Raw genomic sequence first — 12225 nt, forward strand, 5'->3', positions numbered from 1 at the left:
ACGCCTTACAAAGCGACGCGGCCCCTGGCTGGGACACCATAGACCGCGCCCTGGCGCCGCTATACGGCGAAACCGAGCCCTGGCACTGGGGCACGGCAATAAAACACGCTATGGGCGGCCCCGACCCCATCGACGGCATCAGCGCCTACTCGAGCAATGCCGCAGGTGTCACACACTTCCACTTCTGCACCTACGGCTTCACGTCCCACTACTACGACGAAGAAGCCCTCGGTAACGCGTTCAGCGGCTATGGCTTCGAGCTGACCTTTCGCCTGTAAAGCAACGGCGAACAACGCGACGCATTGATCTGGGTCTGCAACCTGCTGCAAAACCTCGGGCGTTATATATTTGGCTCCGGCAATGGCTTCAAAGCCAACTAATGGATCCCCGCCAACGGTCCCATCAACGTCGGCTACCCCATCGATATTGTCGCCCTGGCCTTTGTCGCCGACCCACAATTACCAGCCACCGACAGCCCGCACGGCCGGGTCGAATTTCTCCAACGGGTCGGCCTGACCAGCAGTGAAATGGACGACATCGAAGCCAAGCGACGCACCTGCGAAGAAGTCGTCAACGCACTGCGGCAGAACAACCCGCTGCTGATCACTGATCTGGATCGACATGATTGAGATCTTTGGCAAATTGGGGCGGGTTTATTGCGCCACGTGCGCTGCAGGCTGATGAATGGCGGGCGGGATTCAATTTCAGAAAGTGGCTACAAAAGGGCTGGCCGGAACCTACAGCGATGGCCTAAAAACTCGGCCGTTGCGCCAATCAACTGTGCAGTTCAACCCAAGATAAATCCCAAAGCCATCCGGCACCTTGCTCCGTTGCCTACGCCTGCGTCAGAATCCGCCGGCTTGTGCGCTGGGGTGGCGAAATCTAAGGTTGCGCGGTCGCTGAACTTCTCGGTGATCGGGTTTAGTAGCCTGATGGTTTATCCAAACAATGTGCACAAGCTTCATCAATCAGACGCTACCGTCTGCATTTGATGGCGGCTGTGCGCAGGGCGCCCTCGGGCGCGCCGGCTTTCGTTTGGATTCCCCGGTCTACTAACCTGCGTACAGCTGCCACCCTTTTGTTTAGTAGCTGAAGGATGGTTGCCCTAAACAGGAATGCAAACATGCTTAAAGGCTCGTCAGATCAGACTGCTCTCTTCTACGTTGCGCCAAGCGCCAGCAACGAAGCCCTCATTACCAACAGCTATGAAACCTTCACCTCGGTCAGCACCCTGCTGCTCGACCTTTCCGAAGAGTTGAACGGCAAGCAGCGCGACATTGCGCTGGCCATTCATCAGCTGAGTGAATTGGGCGTGCTACTCACCGCCAAGCTTTTGGACCGCGAGACGCCTTGTTCCGGATGAGCATTTGCCATTCGGGGTGCTAATTCGACTGGAAGCGGAATTGGAGGGTTGAAAAAGGGACGGGTTGTTTTTCAGGACATTAATTAATTCCGTGCCCTTTTTCCAGATTGGGGAAGACTGCTTTCGGCCGATTCTGTTGAAAAAGTCGGATTTTCAGATCGCCTGAACTCAGGCACGACCACTACCAGAGAACCGACTCACCACATTGAGTGGTTTCTCGGCTCTTCGTTGAGCTTCGCAGCTCGGTTATTGGGTTAGTTTGAGGTTTTTTGCTTCGTGCAGGCGCACCTATCCCGTAGAAGGTGGCCCTTGAGATGCAAGTTTGGCCAGACGTCGCAGGTTCTGCACCGCGGCCGCCAGCGTGAACTCATCGGTCGCGCCACTCATGCCACGTAGTCGCAAGCGATCCAGTTTCAGGATGCGCTTGAGGTGGGCAAACAACATTTCGACCTTCTTACGTTCGTGGCGAGAGCGCACGTACGCAGGTGTCGTTGCGATTCGCCGAGCCACATCGCGCGCGGCTTCATGGACGCTGCGGGCGATCTTGCGGAACGCAGTGTTCGGGCAGCACTTGGCTTTCATCGGACAGGCAACGCAGTCGGTCTGCCTGGATCGGAAGATAATGGTGTTGGCTTTGGTGACGTGCGAACGCTCGTTCTTGAAGGCCCGCCATTCGCTACGTAATGCATTGCCAGCCGGGCAGCAGTATTCCTCAGCCTCTTCATTCCAGTGGAAATCGTTGCTCGAAAAACTGTCGTTCTTGCGTTCGGTTTTGTCCCACACCGGCACATGTGGCTCGATGTCCTTTTCCTCCAACATCCAGGCCAGCATCGGCGCGGTACCGTAAGCGGTGTCGCCAATCAAGCGTTCCGGCTTGATGTCGAACTGCGCTTCGACCCGATCGATCATCGTCTTGGTGCTCTCGACTTCTGCGGTTCGATGAGCCGGTGTGGGTTCCACATCCATGATCACGCCGTGCTCGGTATCGATCAGATAATTCGTGGAGTAAGCGTAGAACGCTGGGCCACCTGGAGCTGCGGTCCAGCGGGCTTGAGGATCAGTCAGCGATAGGCGCTTGGGTAGTGTTTCGGCCAGAGCTTCTTCATCGAGGGCTTCAAGGTACTCGCGCACAGCGCGGGTGCTCAGGGCTGGATCGCTCCAGTTGACCTGTTCATCACCCGGTACACCGCGCTGCCGACTCGCATCCGCTTTGATGATGCTGGCGTCCACGGCAAAGCCTTCGCCCTTGACCAGGCCGGCGTCCATGCAACGACGCAGCACTTCATTGAACAGCCAGCGAAACAGATCGCTGTCCCGAAAACGGCCGTGTCTATTTTTAGAAAAGGTCGAGTGATTGGGGACTTCATCTTCAAGACTTAACCGGCAGAACCAGCGATACGCCAGGTTCAAATGGGCCTCTTCGCACAGCCGCCGCTCGGAGCGAATACCGTAGCAATAGCCCACGATCAGCATGCGGATCATCAACTCTGGGTCAATCGAAGGACGCCCAATTGGGCTGTAAAAATCGGCGAGGTAATGGCGCAAGTCGCTTAGATCGAGACACCGATCAATGCTACGCAGAAGGTGATTGGCGGGGATGTGATCTTCAAGGTTGAACGAGTAAAACAGTCGCTCCTGCCCACTCGATAACTGTCCCATCATACTGCGTGCTTCCCTGCTGGCCGATGCGCGGATTTTGCCGCAGGCCAGACAGGGGAGCTACTTTTTCAACAGAATCGGCCAAAAGCAGCCAATCGCAAACAGCACTAACCGCCCCAAACCATCACCTACCCACCCGCAAGTCAGACCATCACGGAGAACCGCTGCGCTGTTCGCCGCTCAAGCATCACGTGTTCCGTCTCGCGCGTGGCCCGTTCGCCTTTATTGGACAACTGAGTGAAAAAAGTCGCGTCTTTGAACTCTGCGGGAACCATGGTGCGCGTGTCTTTCAGCAAGGGCGCCAGATCAATAGTGCTGGCGAAGTTTTCCTTCGTCAGGCTGTAGTAACCCATATAGCTGCCCGACCACGGTGAATCGGCGTCAACCAGATCGATGGACGCATCCCGATAAGAAACGGCGGCGGCTTTGAGGCCAAGGGATTTGTTCAGCAGATCCGTGAGCCGCTGGGTGTCCGAGCGGCTGAGCTGCGCGGCGGTATCGAGTACCTTGAGATTGCCGTCGGCCTCAACAGTGAAACCATATTTTTTGCTGGCCAGGTCGGGAGCACTGTTCGACAGCGTTGCCTGGAATGCCTGGAAAGAGGCCTTCAGCGCTCCATGCGCCGCAGCGGCAATCTGAGCGAATCGAGGGAACTCCGGGGATTGGGAGCGGCCGATCCACGTGTCGACGACCTCGAGTTGTTTCACCGTGGTGCTGGTGTCTTCATTGGGATGGTAGATGACTGCGGGCGAGGCATTTGCCAGGGTGTCCTGGTTGGCATCTGTCAGCGGCTGGGGCTCGAGCTTCTGTTCAGAAGGCGTAAGCTGGGTGTTTGCTGGCGGGATGAAGGTCGAGCTGACGGAAAGTACCATTTCAATCAATCCATGATCGGTGGGTTCCTACAGGTTATCGACGGGGGTCGATTGAGCTTTAGGTTTGTCGAATGCCTATACCTAGCTGGCCTGCCCTATTTAGCACGCTGATAATGGTGGTATGGATACTGTTGGCGCGCCCTCAAATCCCAAGTTACCTTTTTTTGCAAAGCAGCAACCGGCCATCGACGGACGCCTTTTCGCCGAAAGCCCGCGCTCGCCAAAAGCCGCAATTGGCCAATGGCGAACATCCCAACGCTTGTGTAAGGTCTGCTCCACATTCGGAGACCGAGGCGCCTAATGGATAGTCGCTATTCCTATTCGCTTACAAGAGCAGCCCAAGACCTGCAAAATGCGCGTTTGCTGGTGGGTAAGCGACTGAGCGTGCTGATGCATGACCAATATTATTTCAATGGAGAGAAAGACCTGGGAGATATAGGTTCTATCGAATGGCGTTTCGGCGAGCAAGAGACGATGTCCATGTACCTCTTGAGTGATGGTGTGAGCGTAGGGGCTGACGTATTTCCCCTCAACACGCCCGACGCCTTCGAGATCGAGTCTGGCGTCATATGCTCTTGGAAGAGGGAAAACCTCCTGACAGTCTTATCTGCGCCCTACCTCGCAGGCCAGAAAATTTGCGAGGTTGAGGGCATTCTCGACGCGTTCAATGGCCGGGAGGCCCGGCTGGTGGGATTTAGAATCGAGTTTGAGTCCGGGGACTTTCTGGTTTTTCTTAACCAAGGTGACGATGCGGTCATGTTGATCAATACGCCCCCTCCTGCAATCGCCGAAATCGAAACCAGCTTCGTTACCTTCATACAACAATGACCACCATGGATTGATCGCGGCCGCACCTCCCTTCCCCCTAAACGCGCCCCTAGCTCCCCAACAACTCCCTAACCCTCCCCCCCAAAACCTCCACCGCAAACGGCTTCCTCAACACCCCCATCCCCTCCTCCAACTGCTCATAGCCCATCACCGCGTTCTCCGCATACCCGGTAATAAACAACGTCTTCAACCCCGGCCGCAGCTCCATCCCCGCCTCCGCCATCTGCCGCCCATTCATCCCGCCCGGCAGCCCCACATCCGTTACCAGCAGATCAATGTGCACGTCCGACCTCAACAGCTTCAGCCCCGCGGCGCTGTCCGCCGCCTCGATCACGGTGTAGCCCAACTCCCCGAGTACGTCGGCGAGCAGTGCCATGGCTGAAACTGCGCTCGGCCCCTGCTAACCTGCGGCCCTTGCCTTTTTCCGGAGCGTTCCATGGCCCTCTCAAAACGCGACAGCGCGCGCATCGACCGCAGCCTCGTCGCCAGCCTGACCGAAGCCTGCGAAACCGCCAAAGCCGAAATCCCGGGCTTCGAGTGGCTGACTCATACGGTCAACTACGCCGACTTCCCGCGCAGCCTGGTGATCACCTGGGTCTTCGACACCCGCGCCCACCGCGACCACGCCCTGGCCACCGGCCTGGACACGCGCATCCGCGAACTCACCGCCACGGCCCTGCACGCCGCCGACATCGCGCCCGTGCCGCTGAACCGCTGCGTCCAGTTCGACTGCGAAGAAGACTGCCAAGCCCGTCACGGCGGCAATTGGCGTTTGCGCCTGACCCGCTCCGCCAACTAGAGCCCGTCGCCCAACTGCTGGATAATGCCCCACCCTGCTCCCCGCCCTTCGATAAGGAAGTCCTGCCCCATGAAGTTGCCGTTCGCCACTGCCCTGTTGAGCTCCGCCCTGCTGCTCCCTACAGCCGCCCACGCCAGCGATGCCGCACTGACCGACACGCTCAAGGCCTTCACCCGTTGCGATGCGAGTTTCTTCAGCAGCCTGAACAGCCACCGCGACGCCTGGCAGGCCTACGCGCCGCTCAAGCAGGAAAAGAACTTCACCTGGATCGCGGTTAAAAACCGTGCCGACCACAAGGCCAACCAGGTGCCGGTCAGCGCGCCGGCCATCGGCGGGTTGAAGCTGCTGTCGTACAACGATGAGGTCACCGACCTTGGCGCGCTGGGCCTGTTTTATTACTGGGGCTTCATTGTCGATGGCGGTGTCGATGAGGTCGCACAACGCCTCACCGCGTTGCTGGAGCAGCCCGGCTCGCTGCAAAAAGGCGACAAGGAGTACACCCGCAGCGAGCTCAAGGTCGGCAACGGCTGGCTGTCGATCAAACCGCAGCCGGGCAAGGCGCCGGGCCTGCGCCAGGTGGAGCGTGTGCTGATCGTCGAACCGGAAGGCAAGCAAGGCACGCAATCGCGCATCAGCTGTTCGGTGCAGGGCGGGGTCAACGCGGGGCTGCTGGCGCAATTGCGACCGGACATTGCACCAGTGGACTACCCACGCACACAGGCCGAAACAAACATCGGCGATGTCGAGGTGCCGGCCAATGTGCTCCAGCGCCTCGACTCGCCCCTGCTGCAACCCAAGTTCAAGACACTGAGCTACACCTATTTCGCGCGCAAAGGCGATGGCAGCCAGGACCAGCCGACTTCGGTCACGTTCAAGGCCGAGGGTCGTTTGCTGGTGAAGAACGAGGTCTACGGCAAGACCTTCAACGTCGACCGCCTGACGCAGGCGGACATGATCCAGCTGAAATCGAAAATGAACGGCGTAGGCGATGGCCGGGTGCTGCAAACCCGTGAAGCCGAGCTGCACATCCCCGCCAGCTGGACCCAGGGCCAGACGCTGAGCGCGAAGTTGCACATGGTCAATGTGCCCGCCCGGCCGACCGACAAGGCCATCGACACGTCATTGACCTGCACCGTCGGCGCGCGCATTCAGGCGCGCCAGGTATTTGCAACCTTGACAGGTGACGCGATAAAGCTGGCCTGCGACCAGGGCGACTACAAGACCTCACGCGTGTTCATCGAAGATCTGGGCGTGGCCCTGACGCTGGAATCGACCTCGAGCCAAACCCATTACGTAAATGAATACACCGCGCTCGAAGTAGTCCGCTAACCCACCCTGCCTCGACGCACCCGTAGTGAGCGGGCTTGCCCGCGCTGGGTGGCGCAGCCGCCCCAAACGATGCGCCGCGGTATTTCAGGGGGACCGAGGTGCCGGGATTTGGGGCGGCTGCGCCACCCGGCGCGGGGCAAGCCCGCTCACTACAGTGGCCCGTTTGGTGTACATCAGGGGGTTATTTGGCGAATGCGTACTCGCCACCTTGCTCCACTGCCTTGCGATACGCCGGGCGTGCCTGGAATTTCTGCACCCACGCCGCCAGGTGCGGATACGCCGCCAACTTGCCCTGCGCCCCGGCGACTTCGCCAATAAAACTCATCTGAATATCCGCGCCGCTCAACTCATCCCCCAGCAGATACGGCTTCTCCTTGAGCACATCGTTCAGGTACCCCAGGTAATTGGCCACTTCCGATTCGATGCGCGGATGCAACGGCGCGCCCGCCTCGCCCAGGCGGCCGACATAGAGGTTGAGCATCAACGGCAACATCGCCGAGCCTTCGGCGAAGTGCAGCCATTGCACATACTGGTCGTAGGCGGCGCTGGCCGGGGCCGGTTGCAGGCGGCCGGCGCCGTGTCGGCGGATCAGGTAGTCGATGATCGCGGCGGACTCGATCAGCACCTGGTCGCCGTCCTCGATCACCGGGGATTTGCCCAGCGGGTGGATGGCCTTGAGTTCAGGCGGTGCAAGGTTGGTCTTCGGATCGCGCTGGTAACGTTTGATCTGGTACGGCAGGCCGAGCTCTTCGAGCAGCCAGAGGATGCGCTGCGAGCGGGAGTTGTTGAGGTGGTGGACGGTAATCATAGGGTGGCTCCGCTGGGCGACAGTAAATGACTGAGCAAGAGACTACGCCACTGGCCTGGAGTGCCAGGAAATATATTTCAGTGTGACGGGCGCCATGGTTACGATGGGGATCGGCTCGTACGGAGAGGCACCATGGATCTGAAATTCAGTCACGTCGACATACTGGTCGAAAACCTCGACGAGGCCTGCGCCTATTACGCGCACATCCTCAAGGCCCGCATCTCCAAGACGTTCGTGTGGGAACGCGGCGGCCTGCACGTGCTGTATGCCGTGGTGCTGCTGGGGCAGGAGCGCTTCATGCTGGTCCAGCCCATTGCGGGGAACTTGCGCGCATTGCTGGACGCCCACGGCGAAGGGATGATTTACCGGCATTGCTACACCACGCCGGACATCGAAATCGCCTACGACGAACTGGTCGCCGCTGGGGTGCAACCCGAAGACGAAAACGGCACGCCGCTCGCCCGCGAGAACCTGCAATCGCCGTCCGGCGGACGCATCATCTGGTTACCCAAGCGGTTCGGGCATTTCTCCATGGAAATCCTCGAAGCGGCAACGCTGGAAGCCTTTATTGCAGAGGCATTTGACTGATCGCCGCCCTCCCCCATCGAAATGCTGAAAGGCACTCAAAGATGGGAAGAGGCCCGCCCCCTCCCACACAAGCGCGCGACACAAACAGAGATCAGCTCAGCCGGAACCGTGCAGTGTTGTCACTCAACGCCTGGCTGCCCTTGCTCAAGGTATCGGCCGCCTGGTTGACCGCCCGTGCACCGTCAAGCAAGCGCCCCGCCGCCTGGTCCACCTGCTGGATATTGCCGCTGACTTCATCCGCCGTCGCGGCCTGTTCTTCTACCGCCGTGGCGATCTGCGCCAGGGTGTCGGTGACGTTCTGCACCGCGCCGGCGATCTCGCCCAGGCGCGTGCCGAGCCCGGTGACGGACTCGGCATCGGTCAGCGCTTGCTCGCACGCGGCGCCCATCAGGGTGACCGCCTGGCTCACCGTCGCGCGCAGGCTGTCCACGGTGCTGGCGATCTGCGCGGTGGAGGCCTGGGTGCGTTGCGACAGGCTGCGCACTTCATCGGCCACCACCGCAAAACCACGGCCCTGTTCGCCGGCGCGGGCGGCTTCGATGGCGGCATTGAGCGCCAGCAGGTTGGTCTGCTCAGCAATGCCACGGATGGTGTCGACCACCGATTGAATCTGCTGGCCCTGCTGGCTGACTTGCTCCAAGGCATTGGCGGTGTCGGTCAGGCGCCTGTTGAGCTGCTGGATGCTCGCCGTGGTGCGCTGGCTGTCGCGGCTGCTGTCTTCGGCGATGCGCCGGGTCTGCTGGGCGCTGCCCGAGGCTTGTTCGCAACTGCGCGCGACGCCCATGGACGTGGCGGCCAACTGGGTCGCGGCGGCGGCAATCTGGCTGATCTGTTGTTGCTGGTCTTCGACTTCGTTGAGGGTGCTGCCCGATTGCGAATTGAGGGTGAGCACCGCCGAGCCCAATTGCTGGGTCTCGTGATTGACCCCCAGCAGGCTGGTGCGCAATTGCACCACTGCGACGTTCAGCGCAGTGCTGATCGCCGCCAGTTCGTCACGCCCTTGCACCGCCACTTCCACACACAGGTTGCCGTCACGCAGCGACTCCGCCAGGGTGGTGATGCCACTGGCGCTGCGGCGGATCGAGGCTTGCAGGCACATAAACAGGTACAGCGCCGCCAACGCCAGCAGGCTGAACGTCGCCGCCACGGGAATGATCTGCTGCAGCGAGCGGTTGTGGTAATAGCTCAACCGCGCATCCAGGGACTTCAGCGTCTGGTTGCGCAGCGCGCCGAGGCTGTCGAGCATGGTATCCACACTGCTTTCGAACGCTGTGGTATCGAGCTTGATGGTGCCGCCGAACACGCCGTCGTCGAGGACCTTGAGTTGGTTATCCAGGCCTTGCAGGCTGCTGTCGTACTGCGCGGTCCACGCCTCGATGCCCGCGTATTGCTTGGCCTTGAGCGAGGCGGCGGCCTTGACCAACTGGTCCCGCGCATCGCCGATGCGGCCGCGCAGGTCGCGCATCTGCAGGCGGCTTTGCAGGGTGAACTGGCCAGACGCGATGGACGACTGGCCCACACTGGCCATGCGTCCGATGCGCTCGATCAGGTCGGGGGTGTGCTGGGTGGAAATCTGCATCAGCAGGTAGGTTTCCAGCCATGGGTCGAGGATCAGGCCGGTGTCCAGGGTCACCTGTTCGCGCAGGGTTTGCATCGCAGTCAGGGCTGCGGTGAAGCGATCATAGCCGTCCGGCCACCAGCCCACGGTGCGCAGGGCTTGGGAATCCATGCCCTTGACCGTGGCCTGCAACGCCTCGAAGCGCGCCAGGATATCGGCGCTGGCATGCTGGGCCTTGAGCGCCTCGCCGAGGGTTTGCAGGCTTTGCAGCAGCACCGGGAAGTTGGCATCGACCTTGTCCATCGCCGCCTTCGCCGCCGGCGTGGGGGCGTGCAGGATGTCGGCGGCTTTCCAGCGTGCGGCCAGGTTGCGCTGGGCGGTCAGCTGGGCGTCCAGCGCGTCCATCGCCAGCAGTTGGCGCACGCCGGACTGCTCGCTGGAGATCACAGTCAATTTGGCGCGGTAGTCCTGCCCGATCATCCACAGGCTGCCGGCCAGGGGCAGCATGAACAGGAAGAACAGGATCTGGAACTTACGCGCGAAACCAAAACGGCCGAGTAGGCGGATACCGGGTGATAAAAAGCTGTGCATGTCCGACCACTCCCTAAAACGACCCACGCGGTGCACCGCACGGTGAAGCCTTGAAATGACTAACGGCAAAACGCCATGTCATTGATTAACTTGGCTCAAGCAAGATACGGGCCGTAGGGTGGGAGGCTTGAGTTACGCGGGGTGGCACACAAAAAGCGCACGCCACTTGCCCTGAAATGGGGCAAAAGCACTCAGTACCGCTCACAGGCGTAACCATTGGTACAAAACAACGGATGTGGAACGGGCCCTGGTGCCAGTCAGTCAAGGGCGAACACTGTGCTTGTGGAGAGGGTGCAAGCGGCCTCGCCACACTTTGTTTTCACTCGCCTTTCAACAGTGCGGTGATCCAGCTGACGTGCCGCGCAAGCACTTGCAACTTGTCCTCAAGCCCCGCCTGGCGCGCCTGTTCAAGGCTGGCCAGGGTCTTTTGTTTCTCGCGCAGCGTACGTTGCCACTTGGCCAAAAACACCGGGCTGCGTGCCTGCAAGTGCAACGGGCCGAAGTATAGTTGCTCGGCGCTGTAGCGCACGGGCTCGCCGCGCTCGGCGACGATGATTTCGTAGTAGAAGCGGTTCTCGTGCAGCAACTCCTCGTGAAGGATGGCGTAGCCGTTGTCCATCAACCATTGGCGTAACGGTTGCTCACCGCCGTTGGGTTGCAGGACCAGCCGCTCGCGGCCGTTCAGGTGCGCCTTGCCGCTGGCGAGAATGTCGCGGATGGTTTCGCCGCCCATGCCGCACAGGCTGATCGCGGTGATGCCGTCTTGCGGCTCGATGGCCGCCAAGCCTTTGGCCAGACGTACGCTGACCTGTTGTTCCAGGCCGTTGTCACGCACGGTGCGCTGCGCCGCGTGAAAGGGCGTAGCCGCCACCTCGCCCGCCACCGCCGCGGTAATTGCGCCACGGCGTAACAACGCCACCGGCAGGTAAGCGTGGTCGGAGCCGATATCGGCCAGGCGTGCGCCGGCGGGCACGTTCGCCGCCACGCGCTCCAGGCGCATGGATAAAGTGTGTTCGTTCAACTGCCCTACTCTCCCGAAAATCGATCGCGACTGTTGCTCAAGTGCAGCACCATCGCGGCGCGTGCGGCGTCCGGGTCCTGGCGCTTGATCGCATTGAAGATTGCCTCATGCTCCAGGTGCGCCAACTGGCCCAATTGGGCGAAGTCCGCGCCGCCGCGCTCGGCGCCCTTGACCTGGGTGCGCGGAATCATCGCATTGCCCAGGTGCAGCATGATTTCGGTGAAGAAGGTATTGCCGGTGGCTTCGGCGATCAACTGGTGAAAGCGCTTGTCTGCTTCCACGCAACTGTCGTTGTTGGCCAGGCAAGCCTGGTAGTCACTCAGCGCCACACGCATGCGCGCCAGTTGTTCATCACTCCTGCGCAGTGCGGCCAGTGCCACCGCCTGCACCTCAAGGCCCAAGCGCAACTCGAGCACGCTGCGCACGCTGGCCACCGTGTCCACATGCAGGCGCAGGCCGGATTGCGCTTGCGGCGCGAGCACAAAGGTGCCGATGCCGTGGCGTGTCTCCACCAGCCCCGAGGCCTGCAACTTGGACAGCGCCTCGCGGACCACGGTACGGCTTACCCCGTGTTCAGCCACGATGGTGGATTCGGATGGCAGCTTTTCACCGGGCTGCAATTGCCCGAGCAGGATGCGCTGGGTCAGCGCGTCGAGCACGCCTTGGGCGAGGTTGTTGGAACGTTTACGGACAGGCGTTCCGTTTTCATTGGGCATCGTTACGGGTCCACGGGGCTGGGCTGGTGGGAGCTTAACACCCTGCCCGCAGACGAGGCCGGGCAGATTCAAAATCCCATCTACTTGTATGAT

11 protein-coding genes and 2 pseudogenes are annotated in these 12225 nt (G+C 60.7%); 6 read left to right on the top strand and 7 right to left on the bottom strand.

Annotation, left to right across the window (positions count from 1 at the left end; genetic code table 11):
* Nucleotides 1-110: 110 nt before the first annotated feature.
* Both IB241_RS02870 and IB241_RS02875 read left to right on the top strand, forming a co-directional pair.
* Nucleotides 111-629: pseudogene (locus tag IB241_RS02870) on the top strand (suppressor of fused domain protein).
* 494 nt (nt 630-1123) lie between these two features.
* Nucleotides 1124-1363, top strand: coding sequence for a DUF6124 family protein (locus IB241_RS02875; protein ID WP_192296866.1), 240 nt, complete (start codon nt 1124-1126; stop codon nt 1361-1363).
* Nucleotides 1364-1651: 288 nt separating this feature from the next.
* Here IB241_RS02875 and IB241_RS02880 read toward each other — a convergent pair whose 3' ends face one another.
* Together IB241_RS02880 and IB241_RS02885 are read right to left on the bottom strand one after the other, a co-directional pair.
* The gene (locus IB241_RS02880) at nt 1652-3025 is read right to left on the bottom strand and encodes a transposase (RefSeq protein ID WP_192296867.1); all 1374 of its coding nucleotides are present in this window, start codon (nt 3023-3025) and stop codon (nt 1652-1654) included.
* A 140-nt stretch (nt 3026-3165) separates the two neighbouring features.
* Nucleotides 3166-3894, bottom strand: coding sequence for a hypothetical protein (locus IB241_RS02885; protein ID WP_192296868.1), 729 nt, complete (start codon nt 3892-3894; stop codon nt 3166-3168).
* Nucleotides 3895-4194: 300 nt separating this feature from the next.
* Between IB241_RS02885 and IB241_RS02890 the strand changes: the two genes are divergently transcribed.
* On the top strand, nt 4195-4722 hold the full coding sequence (locus IB241_RS02890) for a hypothetical protein (protein ID WP_192296869.1): 528 nt from the start codon (nt 4195-4197) through the stop codon (nt 4720-4722).
* Nucleotides 4723-4771: 49 nt separating this feature from the next.
* Here IB241_RS02890 and IB241_RS02895 read toward each other — a convergent pair.
* Nucleotides 4772-5092, bottom strand: a pseudogene (locus IB241_RS02895) (response regulator); the annotation flags it as partial.
* A 66-nt stretch (nt 5093-5158) separates the two neighbouring features.
* Between IB241_RS02895 and IB241_RS02900 the strand changes: the two are divergent.
* Together IB241_RS02900 and IB241_RS02905 are read left to right on the top strand one after the other, a co-directional pair.
* Nucleotides 5159-5521: a hypothetical protein gene (locus IB241_RS02900; RefSeq protein WP_192296870.1), complete on the top strand. Its 363-nt coding sequence runs from the start codon at nt 5159-5161 to the stop codon at nt 5519-5521.
* A gap of 69 nt (nt 5522-5590) precedes the next feature.
* The gene (locus IB241_RS02905) at nt 5591-6850 is read left to right on the top strand and encodes a hypothetical protein (protein WP_192296871.1); all 1260 of its coding nucleotides are present in this window, start codon (nt 5591-5593) and stop codon (nt 6848-6850) included.
* 181 nt (nt 6851-7031) lie between these two features.
* On the opposite strand, the gene IB241_RS02910 is transcribed toward IB241_RS02905, so the two are convergent.
* The gene (locus tag IB241_RS02910) at nt 7032-7658 is read right to left on the bottom strand and encodes a glutathione S-transferase family protein (protein ID WP_192296872.1); all 627 of its coding nucleotides are present in this window, start codon (nt 7656-7658) and stop codon (nt 7032-7034) included.
* A gap of 132 nt (nt 7659-7790) precedes the next feature.
* Between IB241_RS02910 and IB241_RS02915 the strand changes: the two genes are divergently transcribed.
* The gene (locus tag IB241_RS02915) at nt 7791-8246 is read left to right on the top strand and encodes a VOC family protein (protein WP_192296873.1); all 456 of its coding nucleotides are present in this window, start codon (nt 7791-7793) and stop codon (nt 8244-8246) included.
* A 91-nt stretch (nt 8247-8337) separates the two neighbouring features.
* Here IB241_RS02915 and IB241_RS02920 read toward each other — a convergent pair whose 3' ends face one another.
* From IB241_RS02920 to IB241_RS02930, 3 genes are all read right to left on the bottom strand, one after another.
* Nucleotides 8338-10395: a methyl-accepting chemotaxis protein gene (locus IB241_RS02920; RefSeq protein WP_192296874.1), complete on the bottom strand. Its 2058-nt coding sequence runs from the start codon at nt 10393-10395 to the stop codon at nt 8338-8340.
* A gap of 319 nt (nt 10396-10714) precedes the next feature.
* Nucleotides 10715-11416, bottom strand: coding sequence for a tRNA (adenine(22)-N(1))-methyltransferase (locus tag IB241_RS02925; protein ID WP_192296875.1), 702 nt, complete (start codon nt 11414-11416; stop codon nt 10715-10717).
* A gap of 5 nt (nt 11417-11421) precedes the next feature.
* Entirely contained in the window at nt 11422-12132 is a 711-nt protein-coding gene (locus tag IB241_RS02930) for a FadR/GntR family transcriptional regulator (protein WP_192296876.1), read from the bottom strand.
* Nucleotides 12133-12225 lie beyond the last annotated feature (93 nt).

This window comes from Pseudomonas sp. PDM05 (assembly GCF_014851685.1).
Classification (GTDB): Bacteria; Pseudomonadota; Gammaproteobacteria; order Pseudomonadales; family Pseudomonadaceae; genus Aquipseudomonas.